14 protein-coding genes are annotated in these 21,440 nt (G+C 29.3%); all 14 read left to right on the top strand.

Annotated elements, in window-relative coordinates:
- Positions 1 to 56: 56 nt before the first annotated feature.
- Positions 57 to 1,403: an NADP-specific glutamate dehydrogenase gene (gene gdhA, locus SPJ33_RS05395; protein WP_321116946.1), complete on the top strand. Its 1,347-nt coding sequence runs from the start codon at positions 57 to 59 to the stop codon at positions 1,401 to 1,403.
- A gap of 223 nt (positions 1,404 to 1,626) precedes the next feature.
- A complete protein-coding gene (locus SPJ33_RS05390; protein WP_321116945.1) occupies positions 1,627 to 3,015 on the top strand; it encodes a glycosyltransferase family 2 protein in 1,389 nt (462 codons plus the stop codon).
- Positions 3,016 to 3,254: 239 nt separating this feature from the next.
- Positions 3,255 to 3,743, top strand: a complete 489-nt coding sequence (gene tpx / locus SPJ33_RS05385; RefSeq protein WP_321116944.1) for a thiol peroxidase — start codon at positions 3,255 to 3,257, stop codon at positions 3,741 to 3,743.
- A 195-nt stretch (positions 3,744 to 3,938) separates the two neighbouring features.
- Positions 3,939 to 5,888, top strand: coding sequence for a DNA topoisomerase IV subunit B (locus SPJ33_RS05380; RefSeq protein ID WP_321116943.1), 1,950 nt, complete (start codon positions 3,939 to 3,941; stop codon positions 5,886 to 5,888).
- Positions 5,889 to 5,909: 21 nt separating this feature from the next.
- Positions 5,910 to 8,816 carry a DNA topoisomerase IV subunit A gene (locus SPJ33_RS05375; protein WP_321116942.1) on the top strand — a complete coding sequence of 969 codons (2,907 nt, stop codon included), beginning with the start codon at positions 5,910 to 5,912 and terminating at the stop codon, positions 8,814 to 8,816.
- 16 nt (positions 8,817 to 8,832) lie between these two features.
- Entirely contained in the window at positions 8,833 to 9,381 is a 549-nt protein-coding gene (locus tag SPJ33_RS05370; protein WP_321116941.1) for a DJ-1 family glyoxalase III, read from the top strand.
- Positions 9,382 to 9,398: 17 nt separating this feature from the next.
- Positions 9,399 to 11,165: a single-stranded-DNA-specific exonuclease RecJ gene (gene recJ, locus SPJ33_RS05365; RefSeq protein ID WP_321116940.1), complete on the top strand. Its 1,767-nt coding sequence runs from the start codon at positions 9,399 to 9,401 to the stop codon at positions 11,163 to 11,165.
- 111 nt (positions 11,166 to 11,276) lie between these two features.
- Positions 11,277 to 12,335, top strand: a complete 1,059-nt coding sequence (locus tag SPJ33_RS05360) for an undecaprenyldiphospho-muramoylpentapeptide beta-N-acetylglucosaminyltransferase (RefSeq protein WP_414627208.1) — start codon at positions 11,277 to 11,279, stop codon at positions 12,333 to 12,335.
- 282 nt (positions 12,336 to 12,617) lie between these two features.
- Positions 12,618 to 16,130 (top strand): pyruvate:ferredoxin (flavodoxin) oxidoreductase, encoded by a 3,513-nt coding sequence (gene nifJ / locus SPJ33_RS05355; RefSeq protein WP_321116938.1) that lies wholly within the window; start codon positions 12,618 to 12,620, stop codon positions 16,128 to 16,130.
- A 249-nt stretch (positions 16,131 to 16,379) separates the two neighbouring features.
- Entirely contained in the window at positions 16,380 to 17,618 is a 1,239-nt protein-coding gene (locus SPJ33_RS05350; RefSeq protein ID WP_321116937.1) for a PocR ligand-binding domain-containing protein, read from the top strand.
- A 26-nt stretch (positions 17,619 to 17,644) separates the two neighbouring features.
- Complete coding sequence (locus SPJ33_RS05345; protein ID WP_321116936.1) at positions 17,645 to 18,400, top strand: response regulator; 756 nt, start codon at positions 17,645 to 17,647, stop codon at positions 18,398 to 18,400.
- A gap of 330 nt (positions 18,401 to 18,730) precedes the next feature.
- Positions 18,731 to 20,395 carry a propanediol/glycerol family dehydratase large subunit gene (locus tag SPJ33_RS05340; protein ID WP_321116935.1) on the top strand — a complete coding sequence of 555 codons (1,665 nt, stop codon included), beginning with the start codon at positions 18,731 to 18,733 and terminating at the stop codon, positions 20,393 to 20,395.
- Positions 20,396 to 20,415: 20 nt separating this feature from the next.
- Positions 20,416 to 20,991, top strand: coding sequence for a propanediol/glycerol family dehydratase medium subunit (locus SPJ33_RS05335; protein ID WP_321116934.1), 576 nt, complete (start codon positions 20,416 to 20,418; stop codon positions 20,989 to 20,991).
- A 19-nt stretch (positions 20,992 to 21,010) separates the two neighbouring features.
- Positions 21,011 to 21,430 carry a diol dehydratase small subunit gene (locus SPJ33_RS05330; protein ID WP_321116933.1) on the top strand — a complete coding sequence of 140 codons (420 nt, stop codon included), beginning with the start codon at positions 21,011 to 21,013 and terminating at the stop codon, positions 21,428 to 21,430.
- The last annotated feature ends 10 nt before the right edge of the window (positions 21,431 to 21,440 follow it).

The raw sequence follows: 21,440 nt of genomic DNA, 5'->3' as shown, positions 1-21,440 counted from the left end.
ATTTATATTTTATGGTAAAATATAGTATATATTTATAGATGAAGGAGAGATTGATTATGAATGGGAAAAAATATGTTGAAAATGTGTTAGAACAAGTAAGATTAAGAAACAAAGGAGAAGAGGAGTTCTTAGATGCAGTAACAGAAGTATTAAATTCATTAGTACCTGTTTTTGATAAAAATCCTGAATTTATAGAAAATGGTATATTAGAAAGAATAGTTGAACCTGAAAGACAAATATTCTTTAGAGTACCTTGGGTTGATGATAATGGAAATGTTAGAGTAAATAGAGGTTTTAGAATTCAATTTAATAGTGCTATAGGACCATATAAGGGAGGTCTTAGATTCCATCCATCAGTAAATCAAAGCATTATAAAGTTTTTAGGATTTGAGCAAATATTTAAAAATTCACTTACTGGATTACCAATAGGTGGAGGAAAAGGTGGATCAGATTTTGATCCTAAAGGAAAATCAGATAATGAAGTTATGAGATTTTGCCAAAGCTTTATGGCAGAGCTTTCTAGACACATAGGAAGTGATATAGATGTTCCAGCTGGAGATATAGGTGTTGGAGCTAGAGAAATAGGATATTTATATGGATATTATAAAAAGATAAGAAACTTAAGTGAACAAGGCGTTTTAACTGGAAAGGGTTTAACTTATGGAGGAAGTCTTGGAAGAAAAGAAGCAACAGGTTATGGATTAGTATTCTTTACTGAAGAGATGCTTAATGATAATGGAATCAGCTTTAAAGATAAAACTGTAGTTATATCAGGATCTGGAAATGTTGCTATATATGCAGCTGAAAAAGCAACAGAACTTGGAGCAAAGGTTGTAGCACTTAGTGATTCTAATGGATATATATATGATGAAAATGGAATTAATTTAGATGTAGTTAAGGAAATAAAAGAAGTTAAAAGAGGAAGAATTAAAGAATACTTAAATTTTGTAAATACTGCTAAGTATGAAGAAGGATGCAAAAATATATGGAAAATAAAATGTGATATAGCATTACCTTGTGCAACTCAAGGAGAATTAAACAAAGAATCAGCAGAAATTCTTATTAAAAATGGAGTAATAGCTGTATCAGAGGGTGCAAATATGCCTTCAACACTTGATGCTGTAGAATTATTACAAAAAAATAATGTTATGTTTGGACCTGCAAAAGCTGCAAATGCTGGTGGAGTTGCTTGTTCAGCACTTGAGATGTCTCAAAATAGTATGAGATTATCATGGAGTGAAACAGAAGTTTTAGATAAACTTAAAGATATAATGGTAGCTATATATAAAAATTCAAGTGAAGCTGCAAAAGAATATGGAGAAGAAGGAAATATATTAATGGGTGCAAATATTGCAGGTTTCTTAAAAGTTGCTGATGCAATGATGGCTCAAGGTATAGTTTAAGATAAAAATGGGAAAAGTAGACTCTAAGGAGTCTACTTTTTTAATTAATGAAATTTAAAGTTTGTAATATATAAAAAGCAAGTATACGAGAAAATCTTAAATATTTTTAATTTTTATAGACTTGATTTTTACACTATGTTGAATTATATTTAAAAGGATGTACTTTAAAGAAAATAGAAAATGAATGGGGAAAAATTTCCATTTGTCATTAGGAGTGAATTTAATGGGAAAAGTAATTTATGCCATAACGGCAGTATTTCAATTTTTCGTATTCTTTATAACTATGTATTATTTAATACTAGCTTTCTTCGGATTATTTAGAAGAAAAGAGAAGAAAAATTATACACCAACTAAGAAATTTGCAATGATAGTAGCAGCTCATAATGAGGAAGTTGTTATAGGTAAGCTCATTGAGAGTATGCAAAAACTTAATTATCCAAAGGAATTATACGACGTTTTCATAATAGCAGATAACTGCACAGATAAAACTGCAGAAATATCTAGAGGTTATGGAGTAAAAGTTTTTGAGCGTTTTAATAAAGAAAAAAGAGGTAAAGGTTACGCTCTTGAATGGATGTTTGATAAACTTTTCAAAATGAAAGAAAATTATGATGCTATCTGTATATTTGATGCAGATAACTTAGTACATGAAGATTTCTTAAAAGAAATAAATTCTAAAATGTTAGAAGGATATAAAGTTGTACAAGGATATATTGATAGTAAAAATCCAAATGATTCTTGGATAGCTACAGCTTATTCAATAGCCTTTTGGTCACAAAATAGAATGTTCCAATTAGCAAGAAATAATGTTGGATTCTCGAATCAATTAGGTGGAACAGGATTTGCAATTGATACAAAAATGCTACAAGAATTAGGATGGGGTGCAACTTGCCTTACAGAAGATTTAGAATTTACTTGTAAGCTTATCGCTAATGGAGAAAAAGTTGGCTGGGCGCATGATGCAAGAATATTTGATGAAAAACCATTAACATTAAAGCAATCTTGGGCACAAAGAAAAAGATGGATGCAAGGATTTGCTGATGTTGCATCAAGATATTTCTTTAAGCTTGTAAAGGCTTCAATAAAGGAAAGAAAATGGTATATGTTTGATGGTGCTATATATGTAATGCAACCATTTGTTACAATAATGCTTGGTATATCAACACTACTTACTTTAATACAAGGATATTTAGGAGTTTCTAATATATTTATTATAAGTGATGTATTTAATAATGTTGGTTGGAAAGTATTTATATTATGTCAATTTTTAATTACGCCATTAGTATTAGAACTTGAGAAAAAAGTTTCAAAAGGCTTCTTTGCTATAACATGTATATATTCATTAAATGTATTTATATTACCTATATTATCATCTAAAATAGACAATACATATGGCTTTATAATAGCAACATGTGCATTTAATTTACTTATGCTATTAGTTACATTTATATGTTTAGGAAAAGATGGATTAATATTATTTATTAGATTCTTATTATATGGATTATATACATTAACTTGGATTCCAATTACAATTCAAGGTATATTAAATAAAAATAATAAAGAATGGAGTCACACTAAACACGTAAGAAACGTTGAAATATGTGATTTATAAAATTATAGATAAGAGCTTAGTTTATAGATATGTTGCTATAAACTAAGCCTTTTTTATTATCTTAAAATTTATATGAATAAAAATGCTTTTAAAGGGAATTACAATATTATATTAATAAAATATTTAAATAAAATCTATTGAATTTAATTCTTAAAAGGATAAAATATAAGTGTAAAAGGAGAGAGAATAGTAAATAAAAATATTTATTAATTAATATTTATATTTGAGGAGTGGTTAAAATGAATATAACATTAAATGGAGAAAAAGTAACACTTAGAGGTGCAGAAGTTAGAGTTGGACAAGAAGCACCAGATTTTGTTTTAGTAGATAATGGATTAAATCCAGTTACATTAAAAGATACAAAAGGTAAGAGAGTATTTTTATCTGTACCATCATTAGATACTCCAGTATGTGATATGGAAGTTAAAAGATTTAATGAAGAAGCTACAAAGTTTGGAGATACTACTATATATGTAGTATCAGTTGACTTACCATTTGCACAAGCAAGATGGTGTGGAACTAATGATGTAGAAAATGTAATAACACTTTCAGATTACAAAGATAGAAATTTTGGAGAAAATTACGGTGTATATATAGAAGAAGTTGGATTATTAGCTAGAGCAGTATTTGTTGTAGATGAAAACAATAAAGTTATTTATGTAGAATATTGCAAGGAAGTAAGTGATAATCCAGATTATGATAAAGTATTAGAAGTATTATCAAAATAATAAAATTACTATTATTTATAACTTTAAAGTTAAAAGAGAAATCGCGCAAACGTATGTACGATTTCTCTTTTTATTTTAAGAAATTATGATAGAATAGAAATTAAGTATTAATAAAAGAATATATAAATGGTAATGATAGTATAAAAGAGTTTATGAAATAATTAAAAGAAAAATATACTTAAAGTGGAGGAAAACATGGTAAAAGAAAATAATATGTCATATGATGTTACGGATTTAACTTCGTTAGAAAAGCTAGAGCCTGTTAGAATTAGACCAGGTATGTATATTGGATCTACTGGAAGTAAGGGCTTACATCATTGTGTTTGGGAAATACTTGATAATTCAATAGATGAAATTTCAAATGGATATGGTAGCAAGGCTACTGTTATTTTAAATAAAGATAAAAGTGTAACTATAATAGATGATGGAAGAGGTATACCAACAGGAATTCACCCTATTAAGAAAAAAAGTGGGGTGGAAATGGTTTATACAGAACTTCACACTGGTGGTAAATTTAATAATAAAAATTATAAAACATCAGGAGGGCTTCATGGTGTTGGAGCTGCTGTAGTAAATGCTCTTTCAAAGTGGGTAGAAGTAGAGGTAAATCAAAATGGAAATAAGTATAGACAAAGATTTGAATATGCTTATGATAAAGAACTTAAAAAAGACATGCCAGGAACACCTGTAACACCACTTGAGATAGTTGGTAAATCAAAAAGTACTGGTACTAAGGTAACTTTTTTACCAGATAAAGATGTATTTTCAAGTACTGATTTTAAATTTGACATAATAGATGAAAGACTTCAAGAATTAGCATTCCAAAATAAAGGTATGAAACTTGAATTTATTGATGATAGAAAAGATGAACAGATAAAAAAAGAATACTATTCTGAAAGAGGACTTTTAGACTTTATAGAATATTTAAATGAAAGTAAAACTCCACTTCATAAAGATCCTATTTTATTTGAAGGAGATAAAGAAATAGGTGGAATAGCTATGTCAGGCGAAGTGTGTATTCAATTTACAGATTCAACTACTGATAATATAGCAAGTTATGTAAATAATATTCCAACAACTGAAGCTGGTACTCATGAAACAGGATTTAAAACAGGTATGACAAGAGCTTTTAAGGAATGGGCAAGAAAACTTGGACTTGTAAAAGAAAAGGATAAGGAATTTGAAGGAGACGATTTAAGAGAAGGTATGACTGCAATCGTTAGAATTAAAATTTCAACTCCAGTTTTTGAAGGACAAACAAAGACTAAGCTTGGTAATAATGAAGCATATACTATGATGAATGAATTAGCATATATTAAGCTTGGAGAATGGATAGAAGATAATAAAGAACTTGCAACTAAACTTATAAATAATGCTCTTTCAGCAGCACAAAGAAGAGAAAAAATTAAAAAAATAAATGAAGCTGAAAAGAAAAAGATTGGTAAAGGAACTGCGCCACTTGCAGGTAAGGTTGCAGTTTGTACTGGAAGAGATAAACAATATAATGAATTTATTGTTGTAGAAGGAGATTCAGCTGGAGGTTCAGTTAAACAAGCTAGGGATAGAAGATTCCAAAGCATAATGCCATCTAAGGGTAAAATAATGAATACTGAAAAACAAAAGCTTGAAAATGTACTAGCCTCAGAAGAACTTAAGATATTTAATACAGCTATAGGTACAGGTACATTAGATAATTATAGCGAAGAAAATTTAAAATATAATAAGATAATAATAATGAGTGATGCTGATGTTGATGGATATCATATTAGAACATTATGGATGACTTATATTTATAGATACATGAGACCACTTATAGCAAATGGACATTTATATCTTGCACAACCTCCTCTTTATAAGGTATATAAAAAGGTTAAAGGAAAAGAAGTGAGTGAGTATGCTTATTCTGATGATGAACTTGAAGAAGTTAAGAAAAAGATAGGAAAAGGTGCATTAATTCAAAGATATAAAGGTTTAGGTGAGATGAATCCAGATCAACTTTGGGACACAACTCTTAATCCAGAAACTAGAACATTACTTCAAGTTACAATAGAAGATGCAGCAAAAGCTGAAAAGATGGTATCACTTCTTATGGGTGATATAGTAGAACCTAGAAGAAAATATATGTATAAATACGGAGAATTTTAAAAAAGAAATGGAGTAAATAATATGGCTAAGAAAGTTAGTAATATACCAGTGGATAGAAATATAATAAGAATTCCACTTGAGGAAGCAATGCCAGATAACTACCTTCCTTATGCAATAGAGGTAGCAAAAGATAGAGCACTTCCAGATGTTAGAGATGGACTTAAACCAGTTCATAGAAGAATACTTTACGGGGCATACCTTTTAAAGGCTTTCCCAGATAGACCTTATTATAAATCAGCAAGAATAGTTGGGGATATACTTGGTAAATTCCATCCACATGGAGATTCATCAGTATATGATGCTATGGTTATTTTAGCTCAAAACTTTTCAACTAGAGAACTTCTTATAGATGGACATGGAAACTGGGGTTCAATGGATGGTGATGGAGCAGCAGCTATGAGATATACAGAAGCTAGACTTGCTCCAATAGCAATGGAAATGATAAGAGATATTGATAAAGATACTGTTGATATGGTGCCTAACTATTCAGATAGTGAAATGGAACCTACAGTGCTTCCAAGTAGATATCCAAATCTTTTAGTAAATGGAGCTTTTGGTATAGCAGTTGGACTTGCAACAAATATTCCACCACATAATTTAGGCGAAGTAACTAAAGGGGTTTTAGCATATATTGATAATCCAGAGATAACTACAGAAGAATTAATGAAGCATATAAAAGGACCGGACCTGCCAACTGGTGGAGTACTTATTGGAAAAAATTCATTAAAATCAGCTTATGAAACTGGAGAAGGAAAAGTTACGTGTAGAGCAAAAACTAATATAGAAACATTAGAAAATGGAAGACTAGGAATTGTAATTACAGAATTCCCTTATAAAAGAAATAAATCAAAACTTCTTCAAACTATTTCAGAAATGACAGCAGATAAAAAACATGCTAAAGTTTTAGAAGGTATAACAGATATAAGAGATGAATCTGATAGAAATGGTATAAGAGCTGTTATTGAATTTAAAAAATCATTTAATCAAAATGATGTAGCTAAAGTTTTAAAATATTTATTTAAAAAGACGGACCTTCAATGCAATATAAGTTTTAACATGGTTGCTCTTGCAGATGGAAAACCTCAAACTATGGGACTTAAAACTATAATATATCATTATGTTAATCATCAAAAGGATGTAATTACAAGAAGAACTAAAAGAGAACTTGAAATTGCAGAAAAAAGATTCCATATAGTAGAAGGATTTATAAAAGCAATAGATATAATGGATGATGTTATAGAAACTATTAGAGCTTCTAAATCTAAAAAGGATGCATCAGAAAATTTAATAAGTAAGTTTGAGTTTACAGAAGTTCAAGCAGGTGCAATACTAGAACTTATGCTTTATAGATTGACAGGCCTTGAAATTAAAGTATTTAAAAAAGAATACAATGAACTTAAAAAGCTTATAAAGAAATTTAATAAAATCTTATCAGAAGAAAAAGAACTTCTAAAGGTAGTTAAAAGCGAATTAGAAGAAGTAACTGAAAAGTTTGAAAGCCCAAGAAAAACTGACATAATAGAAGATGATAGTGAGGCTAAGATTGATGTAGAAGAACTTATAGTAATAGAAGATGTTATGGTTACATTATCTAATGATGGATTTATAAAGAGAATACCAACTAAAAACTACATTAGATCAAATCAAGATGTTAATGCTATAGAATATAGAGAAGGCGATGAACTTAAGTTCTTATTTGAATCTAATACTACAGAAAATATCTTATTATTTACTGACAAAGGAAATATGTATCAAATGAAAGGTATAAATATTCCAGAAGGTAAGTGGAAAGACAAGGGAGAAAAAATTGATACATTAATAAAAATAAATCTAGAAGAAGAAAAAATAATTAATGTTATGTCAGAACAGATATTAAGCCCTAATAAATATGTTCAATTTATCACAAATAAGGGAATTATAAAGAAGAGTTCTTTAGATAAATTTAAAACATCATATACTAAATTGCAGGCTATAAAATTAAAAGAAAATGAAGAGGTAATAAGCATAGTATTATTAAATGGTGAAGAAAATAAAGAATTCTTAAAGGTTAAAACAAAGTTAGGATTAGAATTTAACTTAGAGTTACCTCAAATTGAAGATACACCAAGGAACATACTAGGTACTTCTTTATTTAATATTTCTTCAAAAGATACTGTTATATATTGTGAATATAAAGATTCATTAGAATATAAGGAATTTGCAATAGGTGTAACAAATAAAAATACATTAAAAGCATTTTCAAGAATAAGTAAAAATGATAATTTGAAGGCTTATACTGACAATTTAAGTGATATATTACTGTTTACTGATAAAGGTAATTTAGTTAAGATTAAATCATTTATTTTAGAATCAGTTTTAGATAAAGAAATTAAAATAAGTGATGTTGTTGACGGAATTATGAAAGATGAAAAGATAATTAAAATAATTTCTTTAAAGAATTATAAAGAAGATTTAGCACTATATTCAACAACAAAAAAAGGTTTAATTAAGAAAACTATTTTAAGCGAGTTTAGCAATGAATTTACTTTAACACAATATTATAAATTAAAATATGAAGATGATAGAGTAGTTTCAATAGAGATAAATTCATTAAGCTATGGTGAAATAGTTATGATAACGAAAAAAGGAATGGCAATACGTTTCTTAAGTTCAAATTTAAATACTATGGGAAAAATAGCATCAGGTGTTACAGGAATAAGTTTAAAAGAAAATGATGAAGTTATTTATGCAAAGAATATTTTAAATAGTAGTGATGATGAACTTGCAATAACTTCAGAAAAAGATAATAAATTTATCCTAACATCATTAAATAAAGTTATTAAAGAAGTAGAAGTTAGTGATATAAAGCTTCAAAATAGAGCAGGAAGAGGAACTGATATAATGATGATAGCTTTAGATGATGAAATTGAATCAGTTCAATATAACTAAAAAGGAGATAGATATAATGAAAAAGGTAGCTGTTTTATTAGCAGATGGATTTGAAGAAATAGAAGCATTAACTGTAGTTGATGTTTTAAGAAGAGCTGATATACATTGTGATATGGTTTCAATCAAAGATAAAGAAGTTGTAGGTGCACATAACATAAAGGTTATTAGTGATATTTTAATAGATGATATCAAAGATATTGATATGGTGGTTCTTCCAGGAGGAATGCCAGGTGCAACAAATTTAAGAGATGATAAAAGAGTTATAGATTTAATACAAAATTGTATTAAAAACAATAAAAAGGTTGCAGCTATATGTGCAGCACCAATTGTATTAGCTAAGGCAGGTATAATAAATGGAGAAAATATAACATCTTACCCAGGATTTGAAGAAGATTTAGTAGGAGCTAATTATAAAGAAGATTTAGTTGTAGTAAATAATAATATAATAACAAGTAGAGGACCTGCAACTGCTTTAGAATTTGCATATACATTACTTAAAGAATTAGATTCACCAAAAGAAAAAGAAATAAGAGAAGGAATGTTATATAACTTATTAATTAAATAATTAGAAAGGTGAAATAAATGAAAGAGAAGTGGCTTTTAAGGAATAAGAAAGAAGAGTTCCAAAGTTTATCTAAGTATATGAAAGAAAATAGTCTTATATTAAGATTATTAGCAAACAGAGGAATTTCTAAAAAAGAGTCTGCTTCTCTTTTTCTAAATGGTACGATAAATGATATGTATGATGGCTCTTTATTAAAAGATTTAAATAAAGGTGTAGCTATTATAAAAGATGCCATTGAAAAGGGGAAGAAGATAGTAATATATGGCGATTATGATTGTGATGGAGTTTGTAGTACTGCAATTTTTTATAAAGCACTTAAAAGATTAAATGCTAATTTTAGTTATCATATTCCAAACAGAGAATCAGAAGGATATGGTATGAATTTAGAAAGAATAAAAATCTTAAAAAATCAAGGTGCTGAAGTTTTATTAACTTGTGATAATGGTATAGCGGCTTTTGATGAAGTTCAATATGCAAAAGATATTGGACTTTCTGTTGTTATAACAGATCATCATGATATACCTTTTGTAGAGAAAGATGGTATAAAAACAGAAATAATGCCTAATGCAGATGCAATCATTAATCCAAAAAGAAAAGACTGCATATATCCTTTTAAAAATCTTTGTGGTGCTGGAGTTGCATTTAAATTTGTTCAAATATTATATAAAGAATTTAAAATTGATATTAAAGAAAGCTTTGAATTATTAGAATTTGCATCTATTGCAACTGTTTGTGATGTTGTAGATCTTTTAGATGAAAATAGAATAATAGTAAAAAAAGGCTTAGAGCTTATAAATAGCACTAAAAATAAAGGACTTAAAGAATTAATAAAGGTTAAAAAAATAGATGGCAAGGAAATATCTGAATATCATTTTGGATTTGTTATAGGGCCATGTATAAATGCTACTGGAAGACTAGAAATTGCAGATATTTCATTAGAACTTTTAATTACAGAAGATGAAGAAAGGGCTAAAGAACTTGCAATAAAATTAAATGAGTTAAATGAAAAAAGACAAGAGTTAACTGTAGAGAGTACAGAGAAGGTAATAGAAAAAGTAGAAAATGATTTAAAGGATGATGAAAAAGTTATTTTTGTCTATGAAGATAGTATTCATGAAAGTATAGCTGGTATAGTTGCAGGAAGAGTAAGAGAAAAATATAATTTACCTACAATTGTTATGACAAAGGGAAGCGATATGCCAAAGGGTTCAGGAAGATCTATAGAAGAGTACAATATGTTTGAAGAATTAAGTAAATGTAAGGAACTTATTTATAAGTTTGGGGGGCATCCTATGGCTGCAGGCTTATCTGTAAAAGAAGAAAATTTACCTATTTTAAAGAAAAAATTAAATGACAATTGTACATTAACTGAAGATGATGTAACTAGAAAAATAATTATAGATGCTGCACTTCCTCTTGAGTATATTAACTTTGAATTAGTAGATAGATTAAATGATATGAGACCTTTTGGAAAAGGAAATGGAAGTCCTATGCTTGCAGTTAAAGATGTCTTAGTAAATAGAGTAATCTTTATGGGGAAAGATAAAAAGTTTTTAAGATTTAAGATTAAGATGAATAATGGCAAAACAATTGATGGGGTTAATTTTAATAAATATGATTATTTCAAAGAATTATTTGAAGAAAAGTATGCAGAAGATGAATTTTTAAAGTTACAAGATACAGGATATTGTAATTTTAAGATGGATATATTATATTATCCTGAGATAAATGAATTTAATGGTAATAAAAATATACAATTATCAATAAAAAGTTTTAGATTATAAATATAAAAGATATTGTACTTTTAAATAATTTATATATTATAAAATATGAATAGCCAAAGTTAAATATCATAATTAAGGAGAGGATATTTTTTGAGTAAATATAAAATAATAATGACAGGAGGAGGAACTGCAGGGCATGTTACTCCAAATTTAGCATTAGTACCATCATTAATAGAAGAAGGTTTTGAGATTAAATATATAGGAAGTAGAGATGGTATAGAAAAAGACATAATAACAAATAGCAATATACCTTATTATGGGATTTCATCAGGTAAGCTTAGAAGATATTTTGATATGAAAAACTTTACTGATCCTTTTAAAGTATTAAAGGGAGTTTGTGAAGCTATGAGAATTTTATCAAAAGAAAAACCAGATGTTATATTTTCAAAAGGTGGATTTGTTACAGTTCCTGTTGTTATTGCAGCATCAATAAAGAAGATACCTGTAGTTGCACATGAGTCAGATATTACTCCAGGGCTTGCAAATAAATTAGCATCACCTTTCTGTGATAAGTTATGTGTTACCTTTAGAGAAAGTTTACAATTTGTTAAAAATAATAAGGGTGTATTAACAGGAAGTCCTATTAGAAAAGAAATTTTAACAGGCTCAAAAGAAAAGGGAAAAGAAATTTGTGGTTTTAAAGATGATAAAGAAATAATTCTTGTTATGGGTGGAAGTTTGGGGTCAAAAGTTATAAATGATGCCATAAGAGAGAATGTAAATAATATTCTGAAATATAATAATGTTATCCATATATGTGGAAAAGGTAACTTAGATAAAAATTTAGAAAACATAAGTGGATATAAGCAATTTGAGTATGTTAGTGAAGATCTTAAACATTTAATGCACGCATCAGATTATATTATTTCAAGAGCTGGTGCAAATTCAATATTTGAATTTCTTGCACTAAAAAAGCCAACTTTATTAATTCCACTTTCAAAAAATGCAAGTAGAGGAGATCAAATTTTAAATGCAAATTCATTTAAAAAAGAAGGATTCTCACTTGTAATGCAAGAAGAAGAACTTCAAAAAGAAGGAATTTTAAAAGGGATAAAAATGTTAAAAGAAAGTAAACAAGATCTTATAAATAATATGGATAAAAGTAATATGAATGATGGTGTAAAAGAAATCATAAATGTGATAAAATCTAGCATTCAAGGAATAAAATAATATAATTAATTCAATTATATTAAAACCAAAAAGTTATTATTAATAAACTTGCAAAATTAAAATAGTGTTATATAATAAAGGTGACAGTTTTCTTATAACAATATGTTTTAAGAAATGTTAAATATTATAACACTATTTTAATAGTTATGATATTGAATAAAATTATGTTTTATGGAGTTTTTTATAATATATAATTTTATTTTATATAGTCGCAAAAGTCTTTAATGACTTTTAATAAAAATTTATTTTTAATTTTTTATAATTAGAAAGAGGGGTCACGCGATGAGAAAAATGAAAACTATGGATGGTAATACCGCTGCTGCTCATATATCTTACGCATTTACAGAAGTTGCAGCTATCTATCCTATAACACCATCATCACCAATGGCAGAACACGTTGATGAATGGGTAGCCCAAGGAAGAAAAAATATATTTGGCCAACCTGTTAAGGTTATGGAAATGCAATCAGAAGCAGGTGCTGCTGGTGCAGTTCACGGATCATTACAAGCTGGTGCATTAACAACTACTTATACTGCATCACAAGGATTATTATTAATGATTCCTAACATGTATAAAATTGCAGGGGAATTACTTCCAGGAGTATTCCACGTATCAGCTAGAGCATTAGCTACTTCAGCATTAAACATCTTCGGAGATCACCAAGACGTTATGGCTGCAAGACAAACAGGTTTTGCAATGCTTGCTGAAGGATCAGTTCAAGAAGTAATGGATTTATCAGCTGTAGCTCACTTATCAGCTATAAAAGCAAGAGTTCCATTCTGTAACTTCTTCGATGGATTCAGAACTTCACACGAAATACAAAAGATCGAAGTTATTGATCAAGAAGAATTAAAACCATTAGTAGATATGGAAGCATTACAAGCATTCAGAGATAGAGCTTTAAACCCAAGCCATCCTGTAACTAGAGGTACTGCTCAAAACCCAGATATCTACTTCCAAGAAAGAGAAGCTGTTAACAAGTTCTACAATGCTGTACCAGATATCGTTGAAGGATACATGGCTGAAATAACTAAGTTAACAGGAAGAGAATACCACTGCTTCGATTACTATGGTGCAAAAGATGCAGATAGAGTAATCATAGCTATGGGATCATGTACAGATGTATGTGAAGAAACAATTGACTACTTAAATTCAAACGGACAAAAAGTTGGGGTTGTTAAAGTAAGACTTTACAGACCATTTGATGTTGAAAGATTAAAGAAAGCTATCCCATCAACAGTTAAGAAGATAGCAGTTTTAGACAAAACTAAAGAACCAGGATCAAATGGAGAACCATTATACCTAGATGTTATGAGCGCATTCTACGGAGAAGAAAATGCTCCAGTTATCATAGGTGGTAGATATGGATTAGGTTCAAAAGATCCAAATCCAGGTCACATTGCTGCAGTATATGAAAACTTAGCAAAAGACGAACCAAAGAACGGATTCACTATAGGTATAGTTGATGATGTAACAAACACTTCATTAGAAGTACACGAAGATATAGATGCTACTCCAGAAGGAACTACAGCATGTAAGTTCTGGGGATTAGGATCAGACGGTACTGTTGGTGCTAATAAGAGCGCTATCAAGATTATCGGAGACCATACAGACATGTATGCTCAAGGATACTTCTCATATGACTCAAAGAAATCTGGTGGTATAACAGTATCACACTTAAGATTTGGTAAAAAGCCAATCAAATCACCTTACTTAATAAATAAGGCAGATTTCGTAGCTTGTCACAACCAATCATATGTATATAAATACAATGTTTTAGACGGATTAAAGAAGAACGGAACATTCTTATTAAATACTATCTGGACTCCAGAAGAAGTAGAAGAACATTTACCAGCTTCATATAAGAGATATATCGCTGAAAACAACATTAAGTTCTACACTTTAAATGCTGTTAAGATAGCTCAAGAAATAGGATTAGGCGGAAGAATCAACATGATAATGCAATCAGCTTTCTTCAAGTTAGCTAACATTATCCCTGTAGAAGACGCTGTTAAATACTTAAAAGACGCTGTTGTAACTTCATACGGTAAGAAGGGTCAAAAAGTTGTTGATATGAATAATGCTGCTATCGATAAAGGAATTGATTCAATAGTAGAAATTAAAGTACCAGCAGAATGGAAAGACGCTAAGGATGAAGTTAAAGAAGAAGGAAGACCAAGACCAGAATTCGTTAAGAATATCGTTGATCCAATGAACAGACAAGAAGGATTCGAACTTCCTGTATCAGCATTCAACGGAATGGAAGATGGTACTTTCCAACAAGGTACTGCTGCATTTGAAAAGAGAGGTATCGCTATAAACGTACCAGAATGGGATAAGGATAAATGTATCCAATGTAACCAATGTTCATATGTATGTCCACACGCTACAATTAGACCATTCTTATTAAATGAAGAAGAAGCTAAGAATGCTCCAGAAGCATTAAAGCATGTTGCAGCTAGAGCATTAAAAACTGAAACTCCAATGGAATTCACAATAGCAGTAGATCCACTTGACTGTACTGGTTGTGGAAACTGTGCACAAGTTTGCCCAGCTCCAGGAAAAGCTTTAGTTATGAAACCAGCTCACACTCAAGAAGCTGAAATAGAAAACTGGGATTATGTAACTCATGAAGTTTCACATAAAGAAAACCCAATGAACAAAAATACTGTTAAAGGTAGCCAATTCGAACAACCATTATTCGAGTTCTCAGGAGCTTGTGCTGGATGTGGAGAAACTCCATATGCTAAGCTTATAACTCAATTATTCGGAGATAGAATGATGATAGCTAACGCTACTGGATGTTCATCAATCTGGGGTGGATCAGCTCCTTCAACTCCTTACACAACTAATGTTAAAGGACATGGACCAGCTTGGGCTAACTCATTATTCGAAGATAATGCTGAATTTGGATTAGGTATGTTCTTAGGAGCAAAAGCTATAAGAGAAAGATTAGTTGAAAAAGCTAACTCAGCTATCGCTTCATTAGAAGAAGGAGAAGCTAAAGAAGCTCTTAAAGATTGGGTTGCAAATGTAGAAGTTGGTGCTGGAACTAGAGATAGAGCAGATAGAGTAGTAGCTGCTTTAGAAGGTTTAGACAACGAATTTGCAAAAGATATCTTAAAAGAAAAAGACTTCTTAATCAAACCATCACAATGGATCTTTGGTGGAGACGGATGGTCATATGATATCGGATTCGGTGGAGTTGACCACGTATTAGCATCAGGAGAAGACGTAAATATATTTGTATTTGATACAGAAGTTTACTCAAATACTGGTGGTCAATCATCAAAGGCTACACCAACTGCTGCAATCGCTAAGTTCGCTGCATCAGGTAAGAAGACTAAGAAGAAAGACCTTGGAATGATAGCAATGAGCTACGGATACGTATATGTTGCTCAAGTTTCAATGGGTGCTGATAAGAACCAAACTCTTAAAGCTATAGCTGAAGCTGAAGCTTACCCAGGCCCATCATTAATCATCGGTTATGCACCATGTATTAACCACGGAATAAGATTAGGTATGGGTAACAGCCAATTAGAAGCTAAGAGAGCAGTTGAATGTGGATATTGGGGAATGTACAGATACAACCCACAATTAAAGGGAACTGATAAGAACCCATTCACTTTAGATTCAAAAGAACCAACAGCTGACTTTAAGGAATTCTTAATGGGAGAAGTTAGATACGCTTCACTTGCTAAGGCATTCCCAGAAGCTGCAGAAGCTCTATTTGAAAAGACTTACACAGATGCTATGGAAAGATTAGAAGGCTACAAGAAATTAGCTGGAAAATAGTAGTTATCTTTTATAAAACTCAGATGAGAATATCTCATCTGAGTTTTTTTATTTACAAATTTTATTAGTTGCTTAAAAATATTATGTAATTATAAAATAAATAAAAAATATATATTTTTATATAGATTTTAGTTGAATTTTATAAATATTATAAAGTATAATAAATTAGGAAATTATATATAAAATATATAAAGTAATCTTTAAAATAAAGAATAATTTTTATTAAATTTATGTAATAATGAGGTCATTATGCTAGATAAAATTTTACATTTAAATGATATAATAGATATAGATGTTTTTCAAAAGATACAAGATGATATTGCCGAAGCAACGGGAATTTCTATAATAACAGTTGATTGGAAGGGAAAGCCAGAAACTAAGCATAGTAAATGTAGCGAATTTTGCAATCTAATGAGAAAAAATGATACATATTCAAAATTATGCGAAAAATGTGATTCAAGAGGAGGTTTTGAAGCAGCTAGGCTAGAAAGTCCATATATTTATAGATGTCATAAAGGATTAATTGATTTTGCAACACCAATAATTGTCAATGGACATTATTTAGGTTCGTTAATGGCTGGACAAGTATTGACAAATAAAGAAGACAGTGACCTTGAATATATAGTATCAAATAAAAAAAATATGTTCTCTGATGTTGATGAAAAAGAGAGGGAAAAACTATTATCAGCATATAATAAACTTCCTATAGTTGGAATGGAAAAAATAAAGTCTATAGCAAATATGATGTTTCATATAAGCAATTATATAGTAGAAGAAGCTGTACTTAAAATAGCTCAAAAGGAATTAAATGAAAAAAATATTAAGTTTATTGAAGCTAAAAAAGAAAAAGCTGAATTAGAAAATGAGTATAAGGCTTGTAGATTAAAAGCATTACAATCTCAAATGAATCCTCATTTTTTATTTAATGTGTTAAATAGTATATCTTCACTTGCAATAATTGAAGAAGCACCAAAAACTCAAGAAGTTATATATGATTTATCTAATATGCTAAGATATACATTGAAAAAAGTAGATAAAATACTTCCTTTAGAAGAAGAATTAGATTATATAGAATTATATTTAAAATTACAAAAAGTAAGATTTGGGGATAGGTTAGAATATAGTATTAATATTAGTGATTCAATTAAAGATCAAAAGATACCATTTATGAGTATACAACCTTTTGTTGAGAATGCTATAATTCATGGCTTAGAAAAGAAAGAAAAATGTGGGAAAATAGAAATATTCTCTGAAGAAACAAATGATAGTTTAACTCTATTTATAAAGGATAATGGTACAGGAATAACAAGAGATGAACTAAACAATATAAGAGAAAGTTTGAAAGATAAATATAGTGATGATTTAGAAAAGATAGGCATAAATAATGTAAATAAAAGAATGGCTGATTATTATGGAAATAACTATAACATAGACATAGAAAGTAATATTAGAGAAGGGACTTTAGTTAAAATTACATTTGCAAAATAATAAGTAGCTTAGGGGTGGATAGAGATATGGCTAAGATAATGATTGTAGATGATGAGGTTTTAGAAAGAAATGCTTTAAAAGTTATACTTAAAAATTTAGAAAATATTGAGATAGTAGCTGAGGCATGTAATGGAAGAGAAGCTATAGAACTTGATAAGAAATATAATCCTGATTTGATAATAATGGATATAAAAATGCCAGGGATTGATGGGTGCAAGGCAACAGAGATAATAAAAAGTAATAATAAAGATAAAATTATAATTATGTTAAGTGCTTATGATGATTTTGATTTAGTTAGAAAAGCTTTAACATTAGGAGTTGATGAATATATTTTAAAACCATTTAATCCGCAAAAATTAAAGAACATTATCAATAATAATATTGTTAATTTAAAAATTAACAATAATAAAATAGAAAAATATATTAATAATACATATAAGGTTGATAAAGATGTAAATAAAGTTAATAACCCTATAGAAATTGCAGTTGATTATATTGATGAAAATTTTAGAGAGAATATTAATTTGAATATGATAGCATCTATATGTAATTTAAGTCCATGTTATTTTAGTAAACTATTTAAAAAGAAAATGGGCATTAATTATAATACTTACATAAATAATAAAAAAATAGATTATGCTAAAAAAATATTAGAAACTACAGATACTCCAATTTTAAACTTATCAATGGATTTAGGATTCGAAGATTGTGGGTACTTTATAAGAGTATTTAAAAAATTAGAAGGAGTTACTCCTAAGAAATATAGAGAAATAAATATTTAATATAAAAATATCCTAAAAATAAAAGATTATTATGATTTTTTATTTTTAGGATATTTTTTTATAACAAATTAATCATATGTAATCGTATAAGTTTAAATTTATTGTTATGTAGATATATTATTGTAGAAATTTGCACAAAGATTCACATAATTAACTTTTTGAACAAAAAAGTGCAATTTTACTTGATAAAAATTAAACAATATAATCCTAGAAGAAAACAATTTATTTTAATGGAATTTAATGAGTTTTGAATTAAAATGTATACATAGATAAGAAAATAACAAACATTACTGAAAATAAATTAAACTTATTTTAAGGGAGGAACTAAAAATGAAATCAAAAAGATTTGAAGTTTTAGCAAAACGTCCTATAAACCAAGATGGTCTTATTGGTGAATGGCCAGAAGAAGGATTAATTGCAATGCAAAGTCCAAACGATCCTAAATCTTCTATAAAGATAGAAAATGGTGTGGTTGTAGAACTAGATAGCAAAAAAAGAGAAGACTTTGATATGATTGATAGATTTATAGCAGATTATGCAATTAATTTAGATTATGCAGAAGAAGCTATGAAATTAGATTCATTAGAAATAGCAAAAAAATTAGTAGATGTAAATGTAGGAAGAGATGAAATTATTAAAATAACAACAGCGATTACTCCTGCAAAAGCAGTAGAAGTTATGACACATATGAATGTTGTTGAAATGATGATGGCACTTCAAAAGATGAGAGCTAGAAAAACTCCATCAAATCAATGTCACGTAACAAACTTAAAAGATAATCCAGTACAAATTGCAGCAGATGCAGCAGAAGCTGGTATAAGAGGTTTCTCAGAACAAGAAACAACAGTAGGTATAGTTAGATATGCTCCATTTAATGCATTAGCAATACTTATAGGTTCACAAGTAGGAAGACCTGGAGTATTAACTCAATGTTCAGTTGAAGAAGCTACAGAACTTGATCTTGGTATGAGAGGACTTACAAGTTATGCAGAAACAGTTTCAGTATACGGAACTGAAGCAGTATTTACAGATGGAGATGATACTCCATGGTCAAAGACATTCTTAGCATCTGCATATGCTTCAAGAGGACTTAAAATGAGATATACATCAGGAACAGGTTCAGAAGCATTAATGGGATATGCAGAAGGTAAATCAATGCTTTATTTAGAATCAAGATGTATATTTATAACTAAAGGTGCTGGAGTTCAAGGACTTCAAAATGGAGCAGTTAGTTGTATAGGTATGACTGGTGCAGTTCCATCAGGTATAAGAGCAGTCCTTGGAGAAAACTTAATAGCTGCAATGCTTGATTTAGAAGTTGCTTCAGCTAATGACCAAACATTCTCACATTCAGATATAAGAAGAACAGCAAGAACATTAATGCAAATGCTTCCAGGAACAGACTTTATATTCTCAGGATATAGTGCAGTTCCAAACTATGATAATATGTTTGCTGGTTCAAATTTTGATGCAGAAGATTTTGATGATTACAATGTACTTCAAAGAGATTTAAAGGTAGATGGTGGATTAAGACCAGTATCAGAAGAAGAAACAATAGCAATAAGAAATAAGGCTGCAAGAGCTATACAAGCAGTATTTAGAGAATTAGGATTCCCTAAAATAACTGATGAAGAAGTTGAAGCTGCAACTTATGCACATGGAAGTAAAGATATGCCAGAAAGAAATGTAGTTGAAGATTTAAAAGCTACAGAAGAAATGCTTAAGAAGAGAATAACAGGATTAGATATAGTTAAAGCACTAGCTGTTAGTGGATTTGATGACGTTGCAAATAGTATATTAGGTATGCTTAAGCAAAGAGTTACAGGAGATTATCTTCAAACTTCAGCTATACTTAACAGCGATTTTGATGTTATAAGTGCTGTTAATGATATAAATGATTACAAAGGACCAGGAACTGGGTACAGAATTAGTGAAGAAAGATGGGAAGAAATTAAAAATATTCCTAATGTAATTAAGCCAGAAGATATAGAATAGAGCTCAGAGAGGTGAGAATGATGGAAAACAAAACAAATGAATTTGTTATCAAAGATCTTACTATTGAAGAAGTAGGAGAGGCTAAAATTGGAACAAGATCAGATGAGGTCGTAATAGGAATTGCACCAGCATTTGAAAAATTCCAACATAAAACTTTAGTTGATGTAAAACATACTGACATATTAAGAGAACTTATTGCAGGTATTGAAGAAGAAGGATTACATGCTAGAGTTGTTAGAATATTAAGAACTTCAGATGTTTCATTTATAGCAAATGATGCAGCAAAGCTTAGTGGATCAGGAATCGGAATCGGAATACAATCAAAGGGAACAACAGTTATAACTCAAAAAGATTTACTTCCATTAAATAATTTAGAGTTATTCCCACAAGCACCATTGATAACTTTAGAAACATATAGATTAATTGGAAAAAATGCAGCTAAATATGCAAAAGGAGAATCACCAACTCCAGTTCCTACAAAGAATGATCAGATGGTAAGACCAAAATTTATGGCAATAGCAGCATTGTTCCATATAAAAGAAACTAAACATGTAGAAGTTGGTGCAAAGCCAATAGAAATAAAAGTTAAATTCTAATTTATAAGGAGAAGATGTTATGAAGCAAAGAATGACACCTAAAGATTATCCTTTAGCAACTAAGAGACCTGGAGATATAAATACACCAACAGGTAAAAATCTACAAGAGATAACTTTAGAAAATGTTTTAAATGGAAAAATTAAACCAGAAGATGTTAGAATATCACCTGAAACTTTAGAGATGCAAGCTGAAATAGCTGAAGGTATGAATAGAAATGCTATAGCTAGAAACCTTAGAAGAGCAGCTGAACTTATAAGTGTACCAGATGAAAGAATTCTTGAAATATATAATGCATTAAGACCATATCGTTCAACTAAAGAAGAGCTTTTAAATATTGCAGATGAACTTGAAAAGGTATATAGTGCGAAAGTAAATGCAGGCTTAGTAAGAGAAGCTGCTGAAGTATATGAAAAGAGCAATAAATTAAAACAAAATTAATTTACTCTTA

The sequence above is a fragment of the Clostridium sp. genome, assembly GCF_034179595.1.
GTDB lineage: Bacteria > Bacillota > Clostridia > Clostridiales > Clostridiaceae > Clostridium.
The sequence above is the reverse complement of the archived record's forward strand: the minus strand, read 5'-3'. Positions and strand labels throughout refer to the sequence as shown.

Bases quoted from the DNA above. Each gene is read 5' to 3' on its own strand.
- gdhA (WP_321116946.1), top strand. From the start codon at position 57: ATGAATGGGAAAAAATATGTTGAAAATGTGTTAGAACAAGTAAGATTA.
- SPJ33_RS05390 (WP_321116945.1), top strand. From the start codon at position 1,627: ATGGGAAAAGTAATTTATGCCATAACGGCAGTATTTCAATTTTTCGTA.
- tpx (WP_321116944.1), top strand. From the start codon at position 3,255: ATGAATATAACATTAAATGGAGAAAAAGTAACACTTAGAGGTGCAGAA.
- SPJ33_RS05380 (WP_321116943.1), top strand. From the start codon at position 3,939: ATGGTAAAAGAAAATAATATGTCATATGATGTTACGGATTTAACTTCG.
- SPJ33_RS05375 (WP_321116942.1), top strand. From the start codon at position 5,910: ATGGCTAAGAAAGTTAGTAATATACCAGTGGATAGAAATATAATAAGA.
- SPJ33_RS05370 (WP_321116941.1), top strand. From the start codon at position 8,833: ATGAAAAAGGTAGCTGTTTTATTAGCAGATGGATTTGAAGAAATAGAA.
- recJ (WP_321116940.1), top strand. From the start codon at position 9,399: ATGAAAGAGAAGTGGCTTTTAAGGAATAAGAAAGAAGAGTTCCAAAGT.
- SPJ33_RS05360 (WP_414627208.1), top strand. From the start codon at position 11,277: ATGACAGGAGGAGGAACTGCAGGGCATGTTACTCCAAATTTAGCATTA.
- nifJ (WP_321116938.1), top strand. From the start codon at position 12,618: ATGAGAAAAATGAAAACTATGGATGGTAATACCGCTGCTGCTCATATA.
- SPJ33_RS05350 (WP_321116937.1), top strand. From the start codon at position 16,380: ATGCTAGATAAAATTTTACATTTAAATGATATAATAGATATAGATGTT.
- SPJ33_RS05345 (WP_321116936.1), top strand. From the start codon at position 17,645: ATGGCTAAGATAATGATTGTAGATGATGAGGTTTTAGAAAGAAATGCT.
- SPJ33_RS05340 (WP_321116935.1), top strand. From the start codon at position 18,731: ATGAAATCAAAAAGATTTGAAGTTTTAGCAAAACGTCCTATAAACCAA.
- SPJ33_RS05335 (WP_321116934.1), top strand. From the start codon at position 20,416: ATGGAAAACAAAACAAATGAATTTGTTATCAAAGATCTTACTATTGAA.
- SPJ33_RS05330 (WP_321116933.1), top strand. From the start codon at position 21,011: ATGAAGCAAAGAATGACACCTAAAGATTATCCTTTAGCAACTAAGAGA.